This is a genomic window from Pantoea sp. ACRSC, from assembly GCF_022346785.1.
Classification (GTDB): Bacteria; Pseudomonadota; Gammaproteobacteria; order Enterobacterales; family Enterobacteriaceae; genus Pantoea; species Pantoea alvi.
In genome coordinates this window covers 90,286-115,234 of the sequence record NZ_JAKRNN010000012.1, presented here as the reverse complement: position 1 = coordinate 115,234, position 24,949 = coordinate 90,286, and the positions used below count along the sequence as shown (strand labels likewise).

Here is a 24,949-nt window from a genome sequence, read left to right as displayed (position 1 = left end):
CTATCGGCATTGTTGTCGGTCATTCAGGCGTGTTGTGCTGACAAATTAGCAACCCAAAAGATTAAGTGCTGCTGCACGCATAATGAACAGTGGGTTTGTCATCGTCTGAGAAGTTGATTCAGGTCTGGACACAGATGGAAATTCGGCTCTACTCTGCCCCACCTTAATAAGGAGTACAGAATGAAAGTTGCCGTTCTTGGCGCTGCTGGCGGAATTGGTCAGGCGCTCGCCCTTCTGTTAAAAACCCAGCTTCCTGCGGGTTCTGAACTCACGCTCTATGATATCGCGCCGGTGACGCCCGGCGTCGCGGTGGATCTCAGTCATATTCCCACCGCGGTCAAAGTCCAGGGCTTTAGCGGCGAAGATGCGACGCCGGCGCTGCACGGCGCCGATGTGATCCTGATTTCGGCGGGCGTGGCGCGCAAGCCGGGTATGGATCGCGCCGATCTGTTTAACGTTAACGCAGGTATCGTACGCAACCTGATTGAGCAGGTGGCGCAAACCGCGCCAAAAGCGCTGACTGGTATTATTACTAACCCGGTCAATACCACGGTGGCGATCGCTGCTGACGTGCTGAAAAAGCACGGCGTCTATGACAAAAATCGACTGTTCGGCGTTACCACGCTGGATATTATCCGTGCCAATACCTTTGTTGCCGAGCTAAAAGGCAAGCAGCCGAACGAGGTTGAAGTGCCGGTGATTGGCGGTCACTCCGGCGTGACTATTTTGCCTCTGCTGTCGCAGGTGCAAGGGGTGAGCTTCAGTGATGACGAGGTCGCCAGCCTGACAAAACGCATCCAGAATGCGGGTACCGAAGTGGTCGAAGCCAAAGCGGGCGGCGGATCTGCCACGCTGTCTATGGGCCAGGCGGCGGCGCGCTTCGGCTTGTCGCTGGTGCGCGCGCTTCAGGGCGAGGCGAACGTGGTGGAGTGCGCTTACGTTGAGGGCGACGGCGAGTACGCCCGCTTCTTCTCGCAGCCGCTGCTGCTGGGCAAACAGGGGATCGCGGAGCGACGCGCTATCGGCACGCTGAGCGATTTTGAACAGCAGGCATTAAGCGGCATGCTGGAGACGCTGAAGAAAGATATCGCGCAGGGTGAGGAGTTTGTGAAGCAGTAAGCGCGCCTGCACCCAGGCGATTTCCACTGCTGACGAGGCCCGGCTTAACGGGCCTCTGTCGCAAGTCAGAAAAGCGGCGGGGCGGCGATCGGCGCCCCCTCTCTGGCGCTCAGGTAGCGTGCCGCAACCCTTCCCACATCCTTTCACTGCGGCCCTTTGCAAGGCCGCACCGCTCGCCGCCTTAAAGACCACCAGACTTAAAGGTGCGCGCCGCCGGCGTGCCGTTGCTGGCTGGCGTCTTCTTGCCCAGCGTTTCCATACGCACCTGGAAAGGCGGGAAGGGCATTTCGATGCCGTGCTCGGCAAAGCCTTTCAGGATCAGCTGATGCAGCTCGTGGCGCAGCGGCATGCGGTGGCCCATCTCCGCTGCGTGAATGCGCAGCTCAAACAGCTGAATGCCCTGCTGCAGATCGACCAGGAAGACATCCGGCGCCGGCACGTCGAGCACGTAGCTGCAGCGCTCGCACGCCTGCCGCAGCACCGTCGTGACCTCTTCGCTGTCCACATGCGCGGGCGCTGGAATGGTCAGCACCACGCGCGTCACCGAGTCGGAAAGCGACCAGTTGACGAACTGTTCGGTAATAAAGGCCTTGTTCGGCACGATAATCTCTTTGCGGTCCCAGTCGATAATCGTGGTGGCGCGCGTATTGATGCGCGTAATGCTGCCGGTCAGATCGCGGATCGTCACGGTGTCGCCAATACGAATCGGCTTCTCGAACAGAATAATCAGGCCGGAAATAAAGTTGGCGAAAATCTCCTGCAAACCAAAACCAAGTCCCACACCGAGCGCGGCGACCAGCCACTGCAGCTTCGACCACTCGATACCGATCATTGAGAAGCCAATCAGCCCGCCAACCAGCATCAGCACATACTTGGTCAGGGTGGTAATCGCGTAGCCGGTGCCGGGCGTCAGATTGAGGTGCTGCAGCAGCGCCAGCTCAAGCAGGGCGGGCATATTGCGCACCAGCTGGGTGGTAATAATCAGCACCAGAATCGCAATCAGCACCGAGCCCAGCGTAATCGGCTGGATGCTCTCCACGCCCTGCACCGTGGTGCTGACGTCCCACAGTCGAATATTCTCAAGAAAGCCGAAGGCGGAATGGATCTCTGACCAGAGCACGATCACCGACACCAGCGCGATCAGGGTAAGGATAGAGCGCACCAGCCGCAGCGACTGCGCGCTGATGGCGTCGAGGTCGATAATCGGCTCATCCACGTCGACCTCGCCGTTTTGCGCCGCCGACTCTTTCTCCTCTTCGTGACGCGCGCGGTTGGCCAGCATATCGGCACGGCGCTGGCGCGCGCGGTCAAAGGCGATGCGACGTCGCTGGATCAGCATCCAGCGGCGGATAATGTGGTAAATCACCAGCAGCAGGAACCAGATGGCGACAGAGGTTTCCAGCCGCGCCAGCAAGGCCTGTGCGGTCACCAGATAGCCAATCATCGAGGCGAGGGCGGCAGCGAGCGGAATGGCGATCATCAGGTTCCACAGCACGCGGTTCACCAGGTTATCGCCGTTGCCCTCTTTATCCAGATAGAGCGGAATGCCGGCGCGCTTAAGGCTAACGGTCACGATCGACAGGGCGCCGCAGATCAGGATAAAGCAGAGCCGGCCAAGCGAGGCGGAAAACTGGCGATCTTCCATATTGGCGAAGGCGATCAGCAGCATAATCAGCGGCACGATCAGGCCGATGGTCAGCGAGTAATAGCGGGTCGCGCGCGCGACGCGGGTCTGCGGCCAGCGAAAATGCACCACAAACAAACCGTTAGGACGGGCGAACGCGGCGCTGATCATAAAGGCCCACAGCAGCGGTAGCGTCGCCGTAATGCCGTCGCCGAACGCCACCGCGATAGGGTAGGGCCAGGCGTGCTGCAGTCCGTAGCCGAGCGCGGCCCAGAGCACCGGCAGCGGCAGCGCAACCAGGATCGACCAGAACACGGTGCGCACCGTCAGACGGAAGCGATCCTGAGTCACTTTGCCCACTTTGCTCGCCGAGCGCGCCAGGAAGGCGTTGAAATGGCGACGCGTTCTGAGGCTGAAGCCCACCAGCAGCACCGCGCCGATCAGGGGTAGCACTGTCTCACGGCTGGTGACCATCATCGCCAGCGCTTTGCCCAGCTGGCCCAGCGTGTCGAGCGACAGCAGGCGCGACAGATCCCGCGCCACTTCTACCGGATAGTTCAGGCCGATGGGGCTGATGTCTGCGGTCCAGAACAGGTAGCGATGGGTGGCATCTTTGACGTCGGTCAGCGCATCCTGCAGCTGAGTATTGGCGACCTTGAGCTTGGTAATCTCCAGAATCAGCGTATCGCAGCCGGAGATCAGCGAATTAAGCAGCTCGCGCTGGGTTTTCAACTGCGCATCCAGAATGCGGCGCTGTTCGGCGCTGAAAGGCTGCCCGTCAGCCTGATGCGCTTTGCGCAGCGTCTCCTGCTGCTGCAGCAAATCTTCGTAGCGCAGGCGCTGCACGCGCAGCTGCGCCATTTCGTTGTCAATCTGCTGCGACTTAGGCATATCAGGCAGCCGCGCCACCTGCGCGCGCAGCGCCTCGCCTAACAGATTGGAAGCGCCGAGCCACTGCGACTGTTCGCGCAGCGTGCCCAGCGCCTGACGCACCTGGATAATCTGGTTGGTCGCCAGCCGCTGCTGGGACGCCACCAGATCCATGCGCTGCGCCTGCTGGTTCAGCGCGCCGGAGAGGTCGCGGTTAACGCGAAACTGATCGCTGATCACGGGCGGCAGGTCGCCGCTGTTTTCCGCCAGCTGTTCGGTGCGCGCCAGCGCCAGTTCCGCTTCGCGCTGACGCTGTTCGTTCAGCTGGTTGCGCAGCGCCTGCAGATAGTTGTCGAGCTGCGCCGCTTTGCGCTGATGCAGGTCGGCGCGCATACGCGCCAGCTCCTGACGATTATTGGCAGAGAGCTGCGCCAGTTCCAGCTCATCCACGCGCGCTTTATTGACCGCGTTTTCCGCCTGGCGCGCCCACAGCTGCGCCTGAGACTGCGGCGAGGCGGCGGCAGAGCCGCTCTGCAGGCGGCGGTCGCTCTCGGTCATCGCGCGACGCGCGTCGGTTTGCTGCTGAGGAAGCTGCGACAGCGAATCGCTGATCTCGCGGGCGCGATCCTGCTCCTGCTGCGCCTGTCGCCCCTCTTCCAGCAGCTGGCTGCTGACCTGCAGGATCTCCTGATCGAGCTGGGCGCTGCTCATGGTGCCGCGCACGCTTTTGCTGCCGTCGTCTAGCGAGGTAATTTGCTGGCGCAGTTCGCGCGCCAGGCGAGGGAAGTCGTCGATGACCTGCTGATACTGCTTTGCGCGCTCCAGCGACGCATCGCGTTCGGAAAGGTAGTTGAGGGCAGCCTCCAGGGACTGCACCTGCTCCGCCTGCGCGGGAGAGCTTTTTGCCGCTTTCGCCTCGTCCAGCGCCTGTTTAAGTTGGCTGGCGTCCGGCACGGTGGCCGCCAGCGCTGAGGTGCTGAGCCAGAGGCTCAGCAGCAGGATGAGAAACGATCGCACAGCAAAAACACTCTCAGCGGTTAGTCGGCGATAACGTCGACGGGGTCGGTCTGCGGCAGCACAAGAGCCAGCGGCTGGCCGAGGCGAGTCTTGCTTTCAGCTTCCAGGCTCTCCGCCAGCTTAACGCGTCCCGGCGCAAACAGATTAATCACGGTGGAGCCCAGCTTAAAGCGGCCCATCTCCTGGCCTTTCAGCAGCACAACGGCGCCTTCGCTATCCGCAGCAGGATAGTGCCAGCGTTTGATCACCCCTTCGCGCGGCGGGGTAATGGTGCCCGCCCAGCTGGTTTCGATGCTGCCGACAATAGTGGCACCCACAAGGATCTGCACCATCGGGCCGATATCGGTATCGAAATAGCAGATAACGCGTTCGTTGCGCGCGAACAGATTGGGTATATTGCGCGCCGTCAGCGGGTTCACCGAGTAGAGATCGCCCGGCACGTAGATCATCTCGCGCAGGATGCCGTTGCACGGCATATGCACGCGATGGTAGTCGCGCGGCGCAAGGTAAGTGGTGACGAAATGGCCGTCGCGGAACTGCGCCGCCATCTCTTCCTGACCGGCCAGCAGCGCGTCCAGCGTATAGTGATGGCCTTTCGCCTGGAAAATCTGGTCGCCTTCGATGCGGCCCAGCTGGCTGATGGCGCCGTCGGCAGGCAGCACGATCAGGTTCGCGTCGGGATCGACCGGACGCGCGTCATCTTTCAGCGGACGGACAAAAAAGTCGTTAAAGGTGCGATAGCTGGCGGTATCGGACTTACGCGCTTCCGACATATCCACCTTGTAGAACCAGACGAAGATATCAATCACCAGTTTGGTCAGCCAGCCACCACGACGGCTGGCACCCCAACCCGCAAGTTCCGTTAACCATTTTTTCGGCAGTACATGATTCAGGCCGAGTTTTACACGATCAAACACCTTAGCCTCCTGGCTTTGTTTCGCGTCAATCAAAAGGGGGCGAATCATATCAGCGCCCCGGTCAGATGGCGAATTTCCCCATGATCCCTTCCGTAACAGAGGCGATGCAGGGTCAATGCCGCGGTAAGCAGCGAGCGTCACTCGCTGGAAGAGAAATTCTTGCGCGTTTTTACCTGCGCCATGCTCTCCAGAATACGGTGATAGTTGTCAAAGCGCGAAATGTCTATCTGACCCGCCTCGACGGCGGCGCGGATAGCGCAGCCGGGATCGCTGCCGTGCTTACAGTCGCGGAACTTACAACCGCCGAGAAATTCACGGAATTCGACAAATCCGCGGGTAATTTGTTCCGGCTCAAGATGCCATAAACCGAACTCGCGCACGCCCGGCGAATCGATCACGTCGCCGCCGTGGGGAAAGTGGTACAGGCGCGACGCGGTGGTGGTGTGCTGACCCAGCCCGGAGACGTCAGAGACGTCGTTGGTGACGATGGCGGTTTCCAGCGCCGCGTCAAGGCCGAGCAGGGCGTTCAGCAGGCTCGACTTACCGACGCCGGACTGTCCGGCGAAGATGCTGATGCGATCGGTCAGGGCCGCTTCGAGATCCGCCAGGCCTGCTTTTGCATGGCTGGAAACCATCAGCACGCGATAGCCAATGCGGCGGTAGATATCCATCTGCTCATCGACGAAGGCGCGCGCCTTGTCATCCAGCAGGTCGGTCTTGTTCAGCACCAGCAGCGGTTCGATACCCAGCGTTTCGCTCGCCACCAGATAGCGGTCGATAATATTCAGCGACAGCTCGGGCAAAATCGCCGAAACGATAATGATCTGGTCGATATTGGCGGCGATAGGCTTCAGCCCGTCGTAGTAGTCGGGGCGGGTCAGCACGCTGCTGCGCTCATGCACCGCTTCGACGATGCCTTTGCCGCCGCCCAGCGCCGGACGCCAGACGACGCGATCGCCGGTCACCAGCGAACGAATAGTGCGGCGCAGGTTGCAGCGATGCACCTCGCCCGCGCGGTCTTCGACATCTGCGTGCATGCCGAAACGGCTGATCACCACGCCTTCCGCCGCTTCACCAAACAGATTATCGTCCGCTTCCGGCGCATCGCGCTGGTTCAGACGACGCTGATGGTTAGCGCTGACGCGACGTTGTTGACCTTTCGACAGTTTATTTTTGCTCACGCATCCTCTCAGACTTTCGTCAGACTTCGCCCGGCTGGGCAAAACGTCTATGATACACCTTATTCACTATTGATGACGATAACGGCTACGGCGGGAAACAGCATGGCAACAGGAAATGAAAATAATCTGATTTGGATCGACCTTGAGATGACCGGTCTGGATCCGGAGCGCGACCGCATTATCGAGATTGCTACGCTGGTGACCGACGCGAACCTCAATATTCTGGCGGAAGGGCCGGTAATGGCGGTGCATCAGTCCGACGCCCAGCTGGCGCTGATGGATGAGTGGAACGTACGCACCCATACCGCAAGCGGGCTGGTAGAGCGCGTGAAAGCCAGCGAGTTTGACGATCGCCGCGCTGAACTGGCGACGATTGAATTTTTAAAACAGTGGGTGCCCGCCAACAGCTCGCCGATTTGCGGCAACAGCATTGGTCAGGATCGCCGCTTTCTTTTCAAATACATGCCGGAACTGGAAGCCTACTTCCACTATCGCTATCTCGACGTAAGCACCTTAAAAGAGCTGGCGCGTCGCTGGAAGCCGGAGATTCTGCCAGGCTTTAAAAAAGCGGGCACGCATCAGGCGCTGGATGATATTCGCGAATCGGTCGCCGAGCTGGCATACTATCGCGAGCACTTTTTGCAGCTCTAGTCCTGAAAGGTGCGCAGGAAAACAGCAGGTTGCTGCTTTAGTCGGCAAACGAATCGAAAGCGCAAAATTTTGCTTTTAGACTCTTGCAGCAGCAGTAATTTCTCGTATAATGCGCACCCCGTACCGATGAAGAATTTATGCAACGGTACAAGGCGCGGGAATAGCTCAGTTGGTAGAGCACGACCTTGCCAAGGTCGGGGTCGCGAGTTCGAGTCTCGTTTCCCGCTCCAAAATTTGATTAGCAGTACCTTTCCTAAGCGGGAATAGCTCAGTTGGTAGAGCACGACCTTGCCAAGGTCGGGGTCGCGAGTTCGAGTCTCGTTTCCCGCTCCAAAATTTGTTTAGCAGTACCTTTCCTGTGCGGGAATAGCTCAGTTGGTAGAGCACGACCTTGCCAAGGTCGGGGTCGCGAGTTCGAGTCTCGTTTCCCGCTCCAAATTTTACATCACTAAATATCAGACGCTTAGTTAAGCCGTTGACGATCGCCGCGTGACGCTGCGCTTATCAGGTTATCCACAGCGCGTCAGCCGTGTTTTACCGCTGCTTAAGGCGATCTGTAAAACTATTTTGAACAGAGTTATCCACAGCTTTGTCTCTCTCCTCGCACGCTATCCACATTCGTATTTGTACACATTTTCTATTTAACTCATTGAATTATCGATAAATGAAGGTATTTCATTTTGTTAAAATCTTCTCTGACGCGCTTTGTGTCAGTTGAATGACAACGCCTTTTTATTTTTATGCACAGCTTGTGGAAAAGTCGCTGACCAACATCGCTGATTACTTATCATGCGTCACGCGGCAAACCCTTCTCAATCGCGCGCACCAGCCGTTTTTGCTGCGCGGGCTGCACGTCAATCACCAGCGCCTGCCGTTTTTCCTGCTGCTGAAGCAGGGCCCACTCGATATGTTCATCAAGCAGCGGATTTTCGCCCAGCCGCTGCTGCAGCACGTCCGCAATTTCGGCGCGCCAGGGGGCGTTGCCCAGCGCCACGGCAATATTACGCAGCCAGCGCAGATGGCCGATGCGGCGTATCGCTGAGCCTTCCGTCACGCGTAAAAAGGTTTTCTCGTCCCACTGGAACAGCGTCATTAGCTCCGGCGCATGCAGCGCGGCGCGCGGCGAGAAGTCCGTTTCGTCGCTGAGCTGGCCGTAGCGATTCCACGGGCAGATCAGCTGGCAGTCGTCGCAGCCGTAAATGCGGTTGCCCATCAGCGGGCGCAGCGCTTCCGGAATGGCACCCTCAAGCTCGATAGTGAGGTAGGAGATGCAGCGGCGCGCATCCACCACGTAGGGTTCCACGATGGCGTTGGTCGGGCATATGGTCATACAGGCGACGCAGCGGCCGCACTGCTCCTCCTGCGGGGCGTCAATCGGCAGCGGCAGATCGATCAGCAGCTCGCCGAGGAAAAACCACGAGCCCGCCTCGCGGTTAAGGATCAGCGAATGTTTGCCGGTCCAGCCAAGGCCCGCCTTAGCCGCCAGCGGTCGCTCCAGCAGCGGCGCGGAGTCGACAAACGGGCGAAAATTAAGCTCGCCGCACTTTTCCTGGATCATTTCTCCGAGCTTTTTCAGGCGATTGCGCAATACTTTGTGGTAATCACGCCCCAGAGCGTAGCGGCTGACATAGCCAAGTTGCGGGTTTTTCAGCGTGCTGGCGAAGGCGGCTTTGGCCGGAAGATAGTTCATGCGTACGCTGATTACGCGCAGCGTGCCGGGCAGCAGTTCATGCGGACGCGCACGCATCATGCCGTGGCGCGCCATCCACTCCATTTCGCCGTGATACTGCTTGTCCAGCCACGCCTGCAGACGCGGCTCTTCCGCGCTGAGATCGGTGTCGGTGATGCCGACCTGCTGAAAGCCGAGATCCTTGCCCCACTGTTTAATCTGTTGAGCAAGCTGATGAAGATCGAGAGGGTATGACATGAGTAACCAGGAATCGAAGGCGAACAGCCGCAGTTTACCATATTCCGTCTGGCCTGCGCAGGCTCTGCGCCAGCTGGAGCGCGACGGTGCCGACGCGCTGGGCATTACGCTTTACGAGCTGATGCAGCGCGCCGGGCAGGCGGCGTTCGAGCTGGCGCGTGCGCAGTGGCCGCAGGCGCGCAGCTGGCTGATCCTCTGCGGGCAGGGCAATAACGGCGGCGATGGCTATGTCACGGCGCGGCTGGCGCAGGCGGCGGGCTACAGGGTCACGCTGCTGGCGTGCGACAGCGATAAACCTCTGCCTGAGGAGGCGCAGCGCGCGCGCGAGGCCTGGCTGGAAGCGGGCGGCGAGATCCATGCCGCTGACGCCGCCTGGCCGGAGCAGGTCGATCTTATCATCGACGCTCTGCTGGGCACCGGCATCAATCGCGCCCCCGCCGGGCCCTGTCTCAGGCTGATCAAACAGGCGAACGCGCATGCCGCGCCGGTGCTGGCGCTCGATATGCCGTCAGGGCTGTCGGCGGCGACCGGCTGCGCGCCGGGTGAGGCGATCGCCGCGACGCAGACGCTAAGCTTTATCGCGCTGAAGCCCGGCCAGATCACCGGCAAAGCGCGCGATCTTATCGGCGAGCTGCGCTACGCCGACCTTGGCCTGAGCCCCTTTCTCGCCGGTGAAAACGCCCCGATGGCGCGCTTCGACGCCAGCTTCCTTTCACACTGGCTGAAGCCGCGCAGGCCGACCTCGCACAAAGGTAATCACGGTCGCCTGCTGGTGGTCGGCGGCGACACCGGCACCGCAGGCGCAATTCGCATGACGGCGGAAGCGGCACTGCGTGCCGGGTCGGGGCTGGTGCGCGTCCTGACGCATCGCGATAATATTGCGCCAGTACTGACGGCGCGCCCGGAAATCATGGTGGACGAGCTGACGGAGGCGAGTCTGCAAAGCGGGCTGGCGTGGGCGGACGTTATCGCCATTGGTCCGGGTCTGGGCCAGCGCGAATGGGGACAGAATGCGCTGAAAGCGGTTACTACCAGTGAAAAGCCGATGCTTTGGGACGCTGATGCGCTTAACCTGCTGGCAATCAATGCAGAGAAACGTCAGAATCGCATCATTACGCCGCACCCGGGCGAAGCGGCGCGGCTGCTGGGGATTAAGACCAGCGAAGTCGAGAGCGATCGCCTGCTCGCCGCGCAGCAACTCGCGGCGCGCTACGGCGGGGTGGTAGTGTTGAAAGGTGCCGGTACCCTTATCGCCAGCGAGCAGGACGAAATGGCGTTCGCCGACGTCGGCAACGCTGGCATGGCCTCTGGCGGTATGGGTGACGTATTAAGTGGTATTATCGCCTCAATGATGGGGCAGCAGCTGGCGCTGTTCGACGCGGCCTGCGCAGGCTGCGTGGCGCACGGGGCGGCAGCGGACGCAGTAGCGGCGCGGCGCGGTACGCGCGGCATGTTGGCAACAGATTTATTCGAGCTGCTTTGGCAGTTTGTTAATCCAGAGATGACCCAATAATAAAGCATGAAGACCTGTGTTATTTCCTTGCCCGATGAGGCGGCGACCCTCGATCTGGGCGCTAAGCTGGCCCGCGCCTGTACCGGCGCGGCGGTAATCTATCTCTATGGCGATCTGGGCGCGGGTAAGACGACCTTCAGCCGTGGATTTTTACAGGCGCTTGGCCATCAGGGCAACGTTAAAAGCCCGACCTATACGCTGGTGGAGCCTTATCAGCTCGGCGCGCGCGCGCTCTATCACTTCGATCTTTATCGCCTGGCCGATCCGGAAGAGCTGGAGTTTATGGGGATCCGCGACTATTTCACCGGCGAAGCTATCTGTCTGGTGGAGTGGCCGCAGCAGGGCGCGGGCGTGTTGCCGCCGCCCGATCTGGCGCTGACGCTGAGCTACGTCGGGGCCGCACGCGAGGCGCGCCTTGAGGCGCACTCCGCGCTGGGCGACACGCTGACAGAGCAGGTGGCGCAGGAATGATCGCACGGATAAAAAGCGCGCTGCTGCTGGTACTCTGCCTGGTGACGGCGCCCGCGCTGGCGGCCAGCCTCTCCGATATCAAAGTCGAAAACGGCGACAGCAGGGCGACGGTGACGTTGAGCTTCGCCGGGCAGCCGGTGTACGGCTTCTTTCCGCTGCACAACCCGGAGCGCGTGGTGCTCGATATTCGTCAGAGCGGCGTGATTCAGGGGCTGCCGCTCAACTTCAGCGGTGAAAATATCGTCAGGCGCATTCGCACCAGCACGCCAAAGGATAAGCAGAGCATTCGGCTGGTGTTCGAGCTGACGCAGGCGGGCAAAACCCGCGCGGTGACGCAGCGCAACGGCAGCAGCTACAACGTCGTGTTCACTATTCAGGGCAAACAGCCGGTGAGCCGCGCCGCGCCGGTTTCAACGGCGTCCACATCGACGCCGGCACGGACAGCCCCGAGCCGCAGCGCCGTGAATCCGTTCAACGCGAATCAGGTGACGGCGGTCAGCAATACCAACACCACAACGCGCCCAGGCAATGCGGTGCCCACCAGCAATGACACGGTGATTGTGGCGATCGACGCCGGACACGGCGGCCAGGATCCCGGCGCTACCGGCCAGCGTGGATTGCATGAAAAGAACGTCACCATCGCCATCGCGCGCAAGCTGAAGGTGCTGCTGAACAACGATCCGATGTTTAAAGGCGTGCTGACGCGCGACGGCGACTACTTTATCTCGGTGATGGGCCGTTCCGAAGTGGCGCGTAAAGAGAACGCCAACCTGCTGGTTTCCATTCATGCCGACTCGGCACCGAGCCACAGCGCCACCGGCGCCTCGGTATGGGTGCTGTCGAACCGCCGCGCCAACAGCGAAATGGCGAACTGGCTGGAGCAGCGCGAGAAACAGTCTGAACTGCTGGGCGGCGCAGGGGATCTGCTGGCGAACAGCCAGGCCGATCCCTACCTGAGCCAGGCGGTGCTGGATCTGCAGTTCGGCCACTCGCAGCGCGTCGGCTACGACGTGGCGTTGAAAGTGCTGCAGCAGCTGCGCGGCGTTTCGCCGCTGCATAAGCGTTTGCCGGAGCACGCCAGCCTCGGCGTGCTGCGTTCGCCGGATATTCCCTCGCTGTTGGTGGAGACCGGCTTCATCAGTAATGCCTCGGAGGAGCGACTGCTCGGCAGTAGCGCTTACCAGGATAAAATTGCGATGGCTATCTACAAAGGCCTGCGCAATTATTTCCTGGCGCACCCGCTACAATCGCTCCCAAAGGAGGAAAACCGGCCGATCGGCTCATCGCCGACGGTGAGCGTCGCCAGTAATCCGGCGACCGGCACCACGCAGTATACCGGCGCAGTGCAGCGTCATACGGTAACCCGCGGTGAAACGCTCTCCGGCATCGCCGCGAAATATGGCGTCAGCATGGCAACGCTGCGCGAGATGAACCGGCTGAAGCGCGATGTGGTCTGGGTCGGACAGCGCCTGAAGGTGCCGGCCAGCAATACGGTGGCCGCGCGCGGCCCGACGCGGCATAAAGTGGTGCGGGGCGACTCGCTGACGGCTATCGCCGCCCATTACGGCGTCAGCCCGCAGGCGATCATCCAGGCGAACAATATGAAGTCCTCAAATGTGATGTTGGGGCAAACCCTGAAAATCCCCGCCTCCTGACGGTCAGCCCGGCCAGGCGCCGGGCCAGGCTCTACAAGGATAATCACCATGCCCATTCAAATTTTACCGCCGCAGCTGGCTAACCAGATTGCGGCGGGCGAAGTCGTCGAGCGTCCAGCTTCGGTGGTAAAAGAGCTGGTGGAAAACAGCCTCGACGCCGGTGCGACGCGCATCGACATCGATATTGAAAACGGCGGCGCGAAGCTGATCCGCATCCGCGATAACGGCTGCGGCATCAGCAAAGAGGAGCTGGCAATGGCGCTGGCGCGCCACGCCACCAGTAAAATTGCCTCGCTCGACGATCTGGAAGCGATTATGAGCCTGGGCTTTCGCGGTGAAGCGCTGGCCAGTATCAGCTCGGTGTCGCGCCTGACCTTAACCTCGCGCACCCAGACGCAGAGCGAAGCCTGGCAGGCGTATGCCGAAGGCCGCGATATGGCGGTCACGGTGAAGCCGGCGGCGCATCCGTGTGGCACCACGCTGGAGGTGCTTGACCTCTTCTATAACACGCCCGCGCGCCGCAAATTTATGCGCACCGAGAAAACCGAGTTTGGCCATATCGACGAGGTGATCCGCCGCATTGCGCTGGCGCGTTTTGACGTCTCTATCTCGCTCAGCCACAACGGCAAGCTGATGCGCCAGTATCGCGCGGTCAATGATGAGGCGCAGCGCGAACGGCGGCTGGGCGCGATTTGCGGCACGACCTTTATGCAGCATGCGCTGCGCATCGACTGGCGACATGACGATCTGCTGCTGCGCGGCTGGGTCGCCGATCCGGCCGGATCGCGCCAGCTGACCGATATTCAGTATTGCTACGTCAACGGCCGCATGATGCGCGACAAACTGATCAACCATGCGATACGCCAGGCGTTTCAGGCCCAGCTGCAGGCCGACCAGCAGCCCGCCTATGTGCTCTACCTGGAGATCGATCCGCATCAGGTAGACGTCAACGTGCATCCCGCCAAGCATGAGGTGCGTTTCCATCAGTCACGGCTGGTGCACGACTTTATCTTTCAGGGTGTGATGAGCGTGCTGCAGGAGAGCAGCGCGCCGCCCCTGCCGTCGATCGCGGCGGAAGAGCCGGCGCCGCGCTGGCAGCCGGAGAATCGCCAGGCGGCGGGGGGCAACCACTTTTCCCAGCCCGCCGCGCCGCGCCGCAGCGAAGGCGGGGGCGCGAGTCCGGCAACGGCCGCGCAGCCGGGCTGGCAGAACAAAGAGAACCTTTACAGCAAGCGCGAAGGCGCGGTCTATCAGCAGCTGCTGAAAACTCCGGCGGCTGGTTCGCGCGCGCCGGCTGAACCGGTCGCGCCACCGGCTGCGCCGCGCGCGCAGCCGACCGAGGCGCCGCTCTCCTCCCATGCGCAAAGCTTTGGCCGCGTGTTAACGGTGGTGCGGGAGCGCTATGCGCTGCTGGAGCAGGAGCAGAGGCTGCTGCTGCTGTCGCTGCCTGTGGCGGCGCGCTGGGTGCGCCATGCGCAGCTGCAGCCAGGGGAAACGGGGCTGAAGTCGCAGCCGCTGCTTATCCCGGTGCGCATGAAAGTTGCCCGGCCGGAGCGCCAGATCGCCGCAGAGCGGCAGAGCCTGCTGAATGCAATGGGCATCGATCTGCAGCCGGAAGGGGACCACGTTACGCTGCGCGCGGTGCCTTTACCCTTGCGCACGCAAAATTTACAAATCTTGATTCCAGAGCTGTTAGGCTATCTCGCCCAGCAGCCGGAGAGCGACGCCCCACAGCTGGCTCAATGGCTGGCGCGACGTTGCGATACCGACGCGCTCCACTGGAATCACTCGCAGGCGATTACGCTGCTGGCGGAGCTGGAACGACTCTGCCCGCAGCTGCTGAAATCGCCGCCTTCTGGCCTGCTTCAGGCCCTTGATATTGAGAGCGCGCTTGCCGCATTAACGCATGAGTGAACAAAACCCGGCTGGCCGACCAAAGGCTATTTTTTTGATGGGGCCGACCGCCTCGGGCAAAACCGCGCTGGCAATAGCGCTAAGAAAGCAGCTGCCGGTGGAACTTATCAGCGTCGACTCTGCCTTAATCTATCGCGGGATGGATATCGGCACGGCCAAGCCCTCGGCGGAGGAGCTGGCGCAGGCGCCGCATCGGCTGCTGGATATCCGCGATCCGTCGGAGGCCTATTCCGCCGCCGACTTCCGCCGCGACGCGCTGGCGGCCATGGCGGAGATCGTTCAGAACGGCCGGATTCCGCTGCTGGTCGGTGGAACCATGCTCTATTTCAAAGCGTTACTGGAAGGATTGTCGCCGCTCCCCTCGGCCGATCCCGAGGTGCGTCAACGCATTGAACAAATGGCGCGTGAAAAAGGGTGGGAGGCGCTGCATCGTCAGCTGTGCGACATCGACCCGGTGGCCGGAAGTCGTATTCATCCGAATGATCCGCAGAGACTTTCGCGAGCACTGGAAGTTTTTTTTATTTCGGGTAAAACTTTAACGGAACTGACTAAAACATCCGGCGAAGCGTTACCCTACGATGTGTATCAGTTCGCCATCGCCCCCGCGACCCGTGAACTGCTGCATCAGCGCATCGAACTGCGCTTTCAGCAGATGCTGGCGTCAGGATTTGAAGCGGAGGCCCGCGCCCTGTTTGCACGAGGTGATTTGCATACGGATATGCCTTCCATTCGCTGTGTCGGTTATCGTCAGATGTGGTCGTACCTGGCTGGCGAGATCGATTACGACGAGATGGTTTATCGGGGAATTTGCGCAACCCGGCAGCTTGCTAAACGCCAGATGACCTGGTTACGCGGCTGGGAAAATGTACGCTGGCTTGACAGCGACAGCCCAGAATCGGCGCGTGACGAGGTGCTTCAGGTTCTTAGTGCGAAGCATGGGTGATTGTGTACAATTGGCTGGTTATCGTGCGCAAATTTTTACGCAGTATTTTCAGAACTTCGGTTCTACAAGTAATAAACAACAAGCATATAAGGAAAAGATAGAATGGCTAAGGGGCAATCTTTACAAGACCCGTTTTTGAACGCACTGCGTCGTGAACGTGTTCCGGTTTCGATTTATTTGGTCAACGGTATCAAGCTGCAGGGACAAATTGAGTCTTTCGATCAATTCGTGATTTTGTTGAAGAACACGGTAAGCCAGATGGTTTACAAGCATGCCATTTCTACCGTGGTTCCATCGCGCCCGGTTTCACATCACAGCAACAACACGGGTGGCGGCAGCAATAACTACCACCACGGCGGGAGCAACGCTTCTGCGCCATCGCAGCCACAACAAGACGGCGATAACGCGGAATAACGCGCTCCCCGTACAAGCCAGGGCGGGAGAACACAGACTGTTTTCCCTCCTGGTCTTCTATTTTCTAAGCGAGGTTATAGCTTGTTTGACCGTTATGAAGCCGGTGAGCAGGCCGTACTGGTACACATCTGGTTCTCCCAAGACAAAGAGATGGAAGATCTCCAGGAATTCGAAACCCTGGTCTCTTCTGCGGGCGTCGACGCGCTGCAGGTCATTACTGGCAGTCGTAAAGCGCCACATCCCAAATATTTTGTCGGTGAAGGAAAGGCAGCTGAAATTGCCGATGCGGTAAAATCAAGTGGAGCATCGGTCGTATTATTCGATCATGCCTTAACCCCTGCGCAGGAACGTAATCTGGAGCGCCTGTGCGAATGCCGGGTCATTGACCGTACCGGTCTGATCCTGGATATCTTTGCCCAACGCGCCCGAACCCATGAAGGTAAGCTGCAGGTTGAACTGGCCCAGCTGCGCCATCTTGCTACCCGACTGGTACGCGGCTGGACGCACCTTGAGCGTCAGAAAGGCGGTATCGGCTTACGCGGCCCGGGTGAAACCCAGCTGGAAACCGACCGTCGTTTGCTGCGTAACCGAATCAGCCAAATTTTATCCCGCCTTGAACGCGTAGAAAAACAGCGCGATCAGGGACGTCAGGCGCGCGCCAAAGCGGACGTGCCGACCGTGTCGCTGGTTGGCTATACCAACGCCGGTAAATCTACCCTCTTTAACGCCGTCACCTCCGCTAACGTCTATGCGGCGGACCAGCTGTTTGCAACGCTCGATCCCACGCTGCGCCGTCTGAACGTCGCGGACGTCGGCGAGGTGGTGCTGGCGGATACCGTTGGCTTTATTCGCCATCTGCCTCACGATCTGGTGGCCGCGTTTAAAGCGACGCTGCAGGAAACGCGTCAGGCGACGCTGCTGCTGCACGTTATCGACGCCGCCGACGTGCGCGTCAGTGAGAATATCGAAGCGGTTGATGCGGTACTGGAGGAGATCGAAGCAGACGAGATCCCTACGCTGCTGGTTATGAATAAAATCGATATGCTGGACGGCTTCGTGCCGCGCATCGATCGCAACGAAGAAAATCTGCCCGTTCGCGTCTGGCTTTCAGCCCAGAGCGGCGAAGGTCTGCCGCTGCTATGGCAGGCGCTCTCTGAGCGTCTGGCCGGCGAAATCGCGCAGTTCGAACTGCGCCTGCCGCCGGAAGCGGGCCGCCTGCGCAGCCGCTTCTATCAGCTGCAGGCCATTGAAGATGAATGGAATGAAGAAGACGGCGGCATCGGGCTACGCGTGCGTCTGCCGATGGTTGACTGGCGACGCCTGTGCAAACAGGAACCGGCGCTGCTCGATTACATAGTTTGACACGTTGCCCAAACGTCCTTACGCAATAGCGTGTATGGTGTAGCAGGCGGCCGCCGTTTTTCTGGGATTAAGGCGAACGAAGGCGGCCAACGCAGCTACAGCCGCGAAAAGCAGGGTTTACCCAAAGATTTCCGGTTGTAGCAAGGCGGCAACTGAGTGAATGCCCGGGAGCTTACATCGGTAAGTGACCGGGTTGAGCGAAGGCGGCCAACACAGCTACAGCCGGAAAGCTGCAGGGTAAACAGCGCACTTACAATAAATGGAGTAGAACATGGCGTGGAATCAGCCCGGTAATAACGGACAGGACCGCGACCCGTGGGGAAGCAGCAATAATAAAGGCGGCAACTCTGGGGGAAACAAAGGCGGTCGCGAACAGGGACCGCCGGATCTGGATGATATCTTCCGTAAGTTGAGCAAAAAGCTCGGCGGACTGGGCGGTGGCAAACAGAGTGAAAATGGCCAGCGCAGCGGCGGCAGCGGTGGCAAACTGGTCGGGATCGTCGCTGTTGCGGCGGTCGTAATCTGGGCCGCCAGTGGATTCTACACCATTAAAGAAGCGGAGCGCGGCGTCGTTACGCGCTTCGGCAAGTTCAGTCATCTGGTTGAGCCAGGCCTGAACTGGAAACCTACCTTTATCGATCAGGTGCGCGCGGTAAACGTTGAAGCGGTGCGCGAGCTTGCCGCTTCAGGCGTGATGCTGACCTCGGATGAGAACGTGGTGCGCGTTGAGATGAACGTGCAGTACCGCGTGACCGATCCTGAACGCTACCTGTTCGCCGTCACCAGCGCGGACGACAGCCTGCGCCAGGCGACCGACAGCGCGCTGCGCGGCGTGATCGGGCGCTCCACGATGGATCGCATCCTGACTGAAGGCCGTACCGTGGTGCGTAGCGATACGCAGCGCGAAATCGACGAAACCATTCGCCCTTACAACATGGGCATCACGCTGCTTGACGTTAACTTCCAGGCGGCGCGTCCGCCGGAAGAGGTGAAGGCGGCGTTTGACGACGCTATCGCCGCGCGTGAAAACCGCGAGCAGTACGTGCGCGAGGCGGAAGCCTACGCCAACGAAGTACAGCCGCGTGCCAATGGTCAGGCGCAGCGCATCCTCGAAGAGGCGCGCGCTTATAAAGAACGCACCGTGCTGGAAGCGCAGGGTGAAGTGGCACGCTTCGCCAAGCTGCTGCCTGAGTACAAAGCGGCACCGGATATCACCAAAGAGCGTCTCTATATCGAAACCATGGAACGTGTGCTGAGCCATACCCGCAAAGTGCTGGTTAACGACCGCGGCAATAACCTGATGGTGCTGCCGCTCGACCAGCTGATGCGCGGCGCAACTGGCGCGGCGCAGAGCGGGCAGAAAGGCGCGAGTCTGAGCACGCTGCCCGCTTCGCCCGGCAGCACCGCCAGCCGCAGCGACACGTCAGCCTACAATCCAGACAGCATCATGGATCAGCGTCGGGCCAATGCTCTGCGCAACGATACCCAGCGCGAAGGGAGAGAGTAATCGATGCGTAAGCCCATAATTGTAGTCATTATTGTTGTACTGGTGGCGCTCTACGCTTCACTGTTCGTGGTGCAGGAAGGGGAGCGCGGCATCGTGCTGCGCTTCGGTAAAGTACTGCGCGACGACGAGAACAAACCCCAGGTGTTCGCGCCGGGTCTGCATATGAAAGTCCCCTTTATTGAGACGGTGAAAACGCTGGACGCGCGTATTCAGACCATGGACAACCAGGCGGATCGCTTCGTCACCAAAGAGAAGAAAGACCTGATCGTCGACTCTTATATCAAATGGCGTATCAGCGATTTCAGCCGCTACTACCTGGCGACGGGCGGCGGCGACGTTTCGCAGGCGGAAGTGCTGCTGAAACGTAAGTTCAGCGACCGTCTGCGTTCCGAGATGGGCCGTCTTGACGTGAAAGACATCGTGACGGACTCTCGCGGCCGTCTGACCACTGACGTGCGCGACGCGCTGAACGCCGGCAGCGCCGGCAGCGATGACGACGTGCAGACGCCGGCGGCGGATGACGCCATCGCCAGCGCGGCGGCGCGCGTCGAGCGCGAAACCAACAGCAAAGAGCCAGCGATTAACCCGAACAGTATGGCGGCGCTGGGCATTCAGGTGGTGGACGTGCGCATCAAGCAGATCAATCTGCCGACCGAGGTCTCTGACGCGATTTACAACCGCATGCGCGCCGAGCGTGAAGCGGTTGCGCGCAGCCAGCGTTCTCAGGGTCAGGAAGAGGCGGAAAAACTGCGTGCGCAGGCGGACTATCAGGTCACGCGCACCCTGGCGGAAGCGCAGCGTACCGCGCTGATTACGCGCGGCGACGGCGATGCAGAAGCAGCGAAGCTTTTTGCTGACGCCTTCAGCCAGGATCCGGACTTCTACGCCTTTATTCGCAGCCTGCGCGCCTATGAAAATAGCTTCAGCGACAGCCAGGATGTGATGGTGCTTAGCCCGGACAGCGATTTCTTCCGATATATGAAAGCGCCCTCTAACGCGACGCGATAAGAACTGCTATAACCTACGGGCCGACAATGATGTCGGCCTTTTTTTTGGGAATGGTAAATGAATACAACCATATGGATGGCGCTGGCGCTGGTACTGGTGCTCGAAGGCCTGGGGCCGATGTTTCTGCCGCGCATCTGGCGCCGTATGATCCTGAGCATGGCGCAGCTGCCAGATCGTCTGCTGCACCGTTTCGGCGGCGGCCTGGTGGTGGCGGGCGTGGTGATTTACTACATGGTCGGCGCACACGGCGGCGCCTGATTGCGCGTGCAACAGGGCTAAATTGTGCCTTCCGCGCATCGTTTCCCCAGGATGTTGTAGTGCGCAAAACCCAGGCAAAAAATGCGCGCAAACGTATGCTAAAAGTGCTGAAAGCCGCAAGATCAGATGGTAGAATCCATTTTTAAGCAATCGGTGATTTTGAAAATGGGTAAGAACGTCGTCGTACTGGGCACCCAATGGGGTGACGAAGGCAAAGGTAAAATTGTAGACCTGCTGACTGAACGCGCTAATTACGTGGTGCGCTACCAGGGTGGCCACAATGCCGGCCATACGCTTGTCATCAACGGTGAAAAAACCGTCCTCCATTTAATTCCATCTGGCATCCTGCGCGAAAACGTCACCAGCATTATCGGTAACGGCGTGGTGCTGTCGCCTGAAGCTCTGATGAAAGAGATGAAAGGTCTGGAAGAGCGAGGCGTACCGGTACGCGAACGTCTGCTGATTTCTGAAGCCTGCCCGCTGATCCTGCAATACCATGTTGCGATGGATCTGGCGCGCGAAAAAGCGCGCGGCGCCAAAGCCATCGGCACCACCGGTCGCGGCATCGGCCCGGCCTATGAAGATAAAGTGGCGCGCCGCGGTCTGCGCGTCGGCGACCTCTTCAACAAAGAGACCTTCGCCGTTAAGCTGAAAGAGATTGTTGATTACTACAACTTCCAGCTGGTGAACTACTACAAAGAAGACGCGGTCGACTACGACAAAGTGCTGAGCGACGTACTGGCAGTAGCCGACGTGCTGACCAGCATGGTGGTTGACGTCTCCGATCTGCTGGACACGGCGCAGAAGCGCGGCGATCTGATCATGTTCGAAGGCGCGCAGGGCACGCTGCTAGATATTGACCACGGCACCTATCCCTATGTGACCTCCTCTAACACCACCGCTGGCGGCGTGGCAACTGGCTCAGGCATTGGCCCGCGCTGCGTTGACTACGTGCTGGGTATCGTGAAGGCCTACTCGACCCGCGTTGGCGCCGGTCCGTTCCCGACCGAACTGTTCGACGACATCGGCGAGTTCCTGTGCGCGAAAGGCCACGAGTTTGGCGCGACCACGGGTCGTCGTCGTCGCACCGGCTGGCTGGATGCGGTCGCCGTACGCCGCGCGGTACAGATCAACTCGCTGTCAGGTTTCTGCATGACCAAGCTGGACGTGCTGGACGGCCTGAAAGAGGTGAAAATCTGCGTGGGCTATCGCCTGCCGGACGGTCGCGAAGTGACCACCACGCCGCTGGCGGCAGAGAACTGGGAAGGCATTGAGCCGATCTATGAAACCCTGCCGGGCTGGAGCGAAACCACCTTTGGCGTGAAAACGCTGGAAGGTCTGCCGCAGGCCGCGCGCGACTATATCAAGCGCGTGGAAGAAGTAACGGGCGTACCGGTTGATATTATTTCTACCGGCCCGGACCGTAGCGAAACCATGATTCTGCGCGATCCGTTCGACGCTTAATCCTGCAAGAGGCCGGCGCTGCTCCGGCCTCTGTTTCCCCGCTTAGCAAGCCGCTCATTATCCCCTTCGCTTTGCTGCATCGCCGTTCGGTTGAAAAAAACACACTCTGGATTCGACTCTGGTTTATCATCTACAGTAACCGCAAGCCGGTTTACTATTAAAATCAACCGCAACGCGAACGAAATAAATACGCCATGGGTAATCTACCGAGGTAATTGTGCAGCTGACAAGTTTTACCGATTATGGTCTGCGGGCCTTGATTTATATGGCCAGTTTGCCGGAAGGCAGAATGACGAATATTACTGAAGTCACCGAGACCTACGGCGTGTCGCGCAACCATATGGTTAAGATTATCAATCAACTCAGCCGGGCAGGCTTTATCGCCGCAACGCGCGGCAAAAATGGCGGCATCCGTCTTGGTATGGATCCGCGTAATATTGTTATCGGCGATGTGGTACGCAAAATGGAGCCGCTACAGCTCGTAGACTGCGCCACCTGCGCTATCAAGCCAGCCTGCCGCTTAAAAAAAGCGCTAAACGATGCGGTACAGCTGTTCCTGCGGGAACTGGACAGCTATACGCTGGCAGACTTAGTCGCAGGAAACGAACCCTTATACCAAATTTTATTGTCCGAACCGCCGGTGGCAATGAATCTGAAATGACATCGGAGGAACCGCTATGTCAAACGATCCTTTTCAGCAAAGAGAAGCTGAAAAATATGAAAACCCTATTCCGAGCCGTGAATTTATTCTGGCTCACCTCGAAAAACGCGAAAAACCAGCCAGCCGCGACGAGCTGGCGCAGGAACTGAATCTCACCGACGAAGAGCACCTTGAAGCGCTGCGTCGTCGTCTGCGCGCCATGGAGCGCGACGGTCAGCTGGTCTTTACCCGCCGCCAGTGCTATGCGCTGCCGGAACGTCTCGATCTGCTGCGCGGCAAGGTTATCGGCCACCGCGACGGCTACGGCTTCCTGCGCGTAGAAGGCCAGAAAGATGACCTCTATCTCTCCGCCGAGCAGATGAAAATGTGCATGCACGGCGACGTTATCCTGGCGCAGCCGCTGGGGGCCGATCGTAAAGGCCGCCGTGAAGCGCGCGTGGTGCGCGTGCTGGAGCCGCGCAACAACCAAATCGTCGGCCGTTACTTTACCGATGCGGGCGCCGGTTTCGTGGTGCCCGACGACAGCCGTCTGAGCTTCGACATTCTGATCCCGCCGGAAGAGACCCAGCAGGCGCGAATGGGCTCGGTGGTGGTGGTAGAGCTGATGCAGCGCCCGACGCGCCGCACCAAAGCCATTGGTAAAGTCGCAGAGATCCTCGGCGACAACATGGGCACCGGCCTGGCGGTCGATATGGCCCTGCGCACCCACGAAATCCCGCACAGCTGGCCGCCTGAAGTTGAAAAGCAGGTAAGCAAGCTCAGCGAAGAGGTGCCTGAAGCGGCGAAAAAAGGGCGCATCGATCTGCGTAAGCTGCCGCTGGTCACTATCGACGGCGAAGATGCGCGCGACTTCGACGATGCGGTTTACTGCGAGAAAAAACGCGGCGGCGGCTGGCGCCTGTGGGTCGCCATCGCCGACGTCAGCTACTACGTGCGTCCCGGCACGCCGTTGGACGACGAAGCGCTGCAGCGCGGCACCTCGGTCTATTTCCCGTCGCAGGTCGTACCGATGCTGCCGGAAGTGCTCTCCAACGGGCTCTGCTCGCTGAACCCGCAGGTCGATCGTCTCTGCATGGTGTGCGAGATGACCATCTCTGCCACCGGCAAGCTGACCGGCTTCAAACACTATGAAGCGGTGATGAACTCCCATGCGCGCCTGACCTACAACAAAGTGTGGAATATCCTGCAGGGCAACCCGGAGCTGCGCGAACAGTACGCGCCGCTGCTGAAGCCGCTGGAAGAGCTGCACAACATGTACAAGGTGCTGGAACAGGCGCGCGAAGCGCGCGGCGGCATCTCGTTTGAGACCGAAGAAGCGAAGTTTATCTTCAACGCGGAACGCCGTATTGAGCGGGTAGAGCGCACCGTGCGCAACGACGCGCACAAGCTGATCGAAGAGTGCATGATCCTCGCCAACATCGCGTCGGCGCGCTTCGTCGAGAAGCATCAGGAGCCGGCGCTGTTCCGCGATCACGATCGCCCCAGCGACGACAGCATCACCAGCTTCCGTACCGTGCTTAACGAGCTGGGCCTCTCGCTGCCGGGTGGCACTAAGCCGGAACCGATCGACTACGCCGAGCTGCTGACGCAGATCGCCGATCGTCCAGACGCGGAAATGCTGCAAACCATGCTGCTGCGCTCCATGAAGCAGGCGGTCTACGATCCGGAAAACCGCGGACACTTTGGCCTGGCGCTGCAGTCTTACGCGCACTTTACCTCGCCGATCCGCCGCTATCCCGATCTGCTGCTGCACCGCGCCATTAAATATCTGCTGGCGCAGGCGGAAGGTGAGGTGAAAGGCAACACCACGCCGACCGGCGGCTATCACTACGAGATGCAGCAGATGCTGCAGCTCGGCCAGCACTGCTCAATGACGGAGCGCCGCGCCGACGAGGCGACGCGCGACGTCGCCGACTGGCTGAAGTGCGACTTTATGCAGGATCAGGTCGGCAATACTTTTAGCGGCGTGATCTCCAGCGTAACCGGCTTCGGCTTCTTTGTGCGCCTGGACGACCTCTTTATTGACGGCCTGGTACACGTCTCCACGCTGGACAACGACTACTACCGTTTCGATGCGGTGGGACAGCGCCTGATCGGCGAGTCGGGCGGACGCACCTATCGTCTGGGCGATGCGGTCGAAGTGCGGGTCGAGGCGGTGCATCTGGATGAGCGCAAGATCGACTTCGCGCTGATTTCCAGTCAGCGCCAGCCGCGCGGCGAAGGCAAAACCGCGCGCGACAAAGCGAAGCGTGAAGGCAAAGCGCCGCCGAAGCGTCGCCGTCAGATGGGAAAAAAAGGCAACTTTGAGCCGAACGAAGCGTTCCGCGACGCGAAGCCCGCCTCTGGCAAAGCGAAGAAAGAGAAAAAAAGCAAAACCCCGTCGGAAAAAACCCGTAAAATCGCCGCCGCCACCAGGGCGAAGCGCGCCGCGAAAAAGCAGGCCTGATTCCGCCTGATGCGTTAACGGACGCTT

General features: G+C 59.9%; 19 protein-coding genes and 3 tRNA genes. 18 read left to right on the top strand and 4 right to left on the bottom strand.

Features of this window, described 5'->3' with window-relative positions:
* Nucleotides 1–180 precede the first annotated feature (180 nt).
* Nucleotides 181–1,119 (top strand): malate dehydrogenase, encoded by a 939-nt coding sequence (gene mdh, locus MHZ97_RS13450; protein ID WP_103794480.1) that lies wholly within the window; start codon nucleotides 181–183, stop codon nucleotides 1,117–1,119.
* Between the two features lie 181 nt (nucleotides 1,120–1,300).
* Here mdh and mscM read toward each other — a convergent pair whose 3' ends face one another.
* From mscM to rsgA, 3 genes are all read right to left on the bottom strand, one after another.
* Nucleotides 1,301–4,630: a miniconductance mechanosensitive channel MscM gene (mscM, locus tag MHZ97_RS13445; RefSeq protein ID WP_239314788.1), complete on the bottom strand. Its 3,330-nt coding sequence runs from the start codon at nucleotides 4,628–4,630 to the stop codon at nucleotides 1,301–1,303.
* Between the two features lie 20 nt (nucleotides 4,631–4,650).
* Nucleotides 4,651–5,547 carry an archaetidylserine decarboxylase gene (asd, locus tag MHZ97_RS13440; RefSeq protein ID WP_103794482.1) on the bottom strand — a complete coding sequence of 299 codons (897 nt, stop codon included), beginning with the start codon at nucleotides 5,545–5,547 and terminating at the stop codon, nucleotides 4,651–4,653.
* Between the two features lie 137 nt (nucleotides 5,548–5,684).
* Nucleotides 5,685–6,728, bottom strand: a complete 1,044-nt coding sequence (gene rsgA, locus MHZ97_RS13435) for a small ribosomal subunit biogenesis GTPase RsgA (protein WP_103794483.1) — start codon at nucleotides 6,726–6,728, stop codon at nucleotides 5,685–5,687.
* 102 nt (nucleotides 6,729–6,830) lie between these two features.
* Here rsgA and orn point away from each other — a divergent pair, with 102 nt between their 5' ends.
* From orn to MHZ97_RS13415, 4 genes are all read left to right on the top strand, one after another.
* Complete coding sequence (gene orn, locus MHZ97_RS13430) at nucleotides 6,831–7,379, top strand: oligoribonuclease (protein ID WP_033754827.1); 549 nt, start codon at nucleotides 6,831–6,833, stop codon at nucleotides 7,377–7,379.
* Between the two features lie 154 nt (nucleotides 7,380–7,533).
* Nucleotides 7,534–7,609 (top strand) — tRNA-Gly (locus MHZ97_RS13425).
* Between the two features lie 27 nt (nucleotides 7,610–7,636).
* Nucleotides 7,637–7,712: transfer RNA gene (locus MHZ97_RS13420), tRNA-Gly, on the top strand.
* 27 nt (nucleotides 7,713–7,739) lie between these two features.
* Nucleotides 7,740–7,815: transfer RNA gene (locus tag MHZ97_RS13415), tRNA-Gly, on the top strand.
* Between the two features lie 351 nt (nucleotides 7,816–8,166).
* Here the strand turns inward: MHZ97_RS13415 and queG are convergent.
* Nucleotides 8,167–9,306: a tRNA epoxyqueuosine(34) reductase QueG gene (gene queG / locus MHZ97_RS13410; protein ID WP_103794484.1), complete on the bottom strand. Its 1,140-nt coding sequence runs from the start codon at nucleotides 9,304–9,306 to the stop codon at nucleotides 8,167–8,169.
* On the opposite strand from queG, the gene nnr reads away from it, so the two are divergent.
* From nnr to rnr, 13 genes are all read left to right on the top strand, one after another.
* A complete protein-coding gene (gene nnr / locus MHZ97_RS13405) occupies nucleotides 9,305–10,819 on the top strand; it encodes a bifunctional ADP-dependent NAD(P)H-hydrate dehydratase/NAD(P)H-hydrate epimerase (protein ID WP_239314789.1) in 1,515 nt (504 codons plus the stop codon). The genes queG and nnr overlap by 2 nt on opposite strands.
* Before the next feature lie 6 nt (nucleotides 10,820–10,825).
* Complete coding sequence (tsaE, locus tag MHZ97_RS13400; protein WP_239314790.1) at nucleotides 10,826–11,290, top strand: tRNA (adenosine(37)-N6)-threonylcarbamoyltransferase complex ATPase subunit type 1 TsaE; 465 nt, start codon at nucleotides 10,826–10,828, stop codon at nucleotides 11,288–11,290.
* Nucleotides 11,287–12,945: an N-acetylmuramoyl-L-alanine amidase AmiB gene (gene amiB, locus MHZ97_RS13395; protein WP_239314791.1), complete on the top strand. Its 1,659-nt coding sequence runs from the start codon at nucleotides 11,287–11,289 to the stop codon at nucleotides 12,943–12,945. The genes tsaE and amiB overlap by 4 nt, the downstream gene beginning before the upstream one ends.
* Before the next feature lie 48 nt (nucleotides 12,946–12,993).
* Nucleotides 12,994–14,859: a DNA mismatch repair endonuclease MutL gene (mutL, locus tag MHZ97_RS13390; protein WP_239314792.1), complete on the top strand. Its 1,866-nt coding sequence runs from the start codon at nucleotides 12,994–12,996 to the stop codon at nucleotides 14,857–14,859.
* Entirely contained in the window at nucleotides 14,852–15,802 is a 951-nt protein-coding gene (gene miaA / locus MHZ97_RS13385) for a tRNA (adenosine(37)-N6)-dimethylallyltransferase MiaA (protein WP_239314793.1), read from the top strand. The genes mutL and miaA overlap by 8 nt, the downstream gene beginning before the upstream one ends.
* Nucleotides 15,803–15,904: 102 nt before the next feature.
* Complete coding sequence (gene hfq / locus MHZ97_RS13380; protein WP_033754840.1) at nucleotides 15,905–16,216, top strand: RNA chaperone Hfq; 312 nt, start codon at nucleotides 15,905–15,907, stop codon at nucleotides 16,214–16,216.
* A gap of 81 nt (nucleotides 16,217–16,297) precedes the next feature.
* On the top strand, nucleotides 16,298–17,578 hold the full coding sequence (gene hflX, locus MHZ97_RS13375) for a ribosome rescue GTPase HflX (RefSeq protein WP_103794490.1): 1,281 nt from the start codon (nucleotides 16,298–16,300) through the stop codon (nucleotides 17,576–17,578).
* A 271-nt stretch (nucleotides 17,579–17,849) separates the two neighbouring features.
* The gene (gene hflK, locus MHZ97_RS13370) at nucleotides 17,850–19,085 is read left to right on the top strand and encodes an FtsH protease activity modulator HflK (RefSeq protein ID WP_103794491.1); all 1,236 of its coding nucleotides are present in this window, start codon (nucleotides 17,850–17,852) and stop codon (nucleotides 19,083–19,085) included.
* Nucleotides 19,086–19,088: 3 nt separating this feature from the next.
* Nucleotides 19,089–20,093 carry a protease modulator HflC gene (gene hflC / locus MHZ97_RS13365; protein WP_239314794.1) on the top strand — a complete coding sequence of 335 codons (1,005 nt, stop codon included), beginning with the start codon at nucleotides 19,089–19,091 and terminating at the stop codon, nucleotides 20,091–20,093.
* 57 nt (nucleotides 20,094–20,150) lie between these two features.
* The gene (locus tag MHZ97_RS13360) at nucleotides 20,151–20,351 is read left to right on the top strand and encodes a DUF2065 family protein (protein WP_103794493.1); all 201 of its coding nucleotides are present in this window, start codon (nucleotides 20,151–20,153) and stop codon (nucleotides 20,349–20,351) included.
* A gap of 165 nt (nucleotides 20,352–20,516) precedes the next feature.
* Nucleotides 20,517–21,815, top strand: coding sequence for an adenylosuccinate synthase (locus MHZ97_RS13355; RefSeq protein ID WP_239314795.1), 1,299 nt, complete (start codon nucleotides 20,517–20,519; stop codon nucleotides 21,813–21,815).
* Between the two features lie 217 nt (nucleotides 21,816–22,032).
* Nucleotides 22,033–22,476 (top strand): nitric oxide-sensing transcriptional repressor NsrR, encoded by a 444-nt coding sequence (gene nsrR / locus MHZ97_RS13350; protein ID WP_103794494.1) that lies wholly within the window; start codon nucleotides 22,033–22,035, stop codon nucleotides 22,474–22,476.
* 16 nt (nucleotides 22,477–22,492) lie between these two features.
* Nucleotides 22,493–24,922, top strand: a complete 2,430-nt coding sequence (rnr, locus tag MHZ97_RS13345; RefSeq protein ID WP_103794495.1) for a ribonuclease R — start codon at nucleotides 22,493–22,495, stop codon at nucleotides 24,920–24,922.
* Nucleotides 24,923–24,949 lie beyond the last annotated feature (27 nt).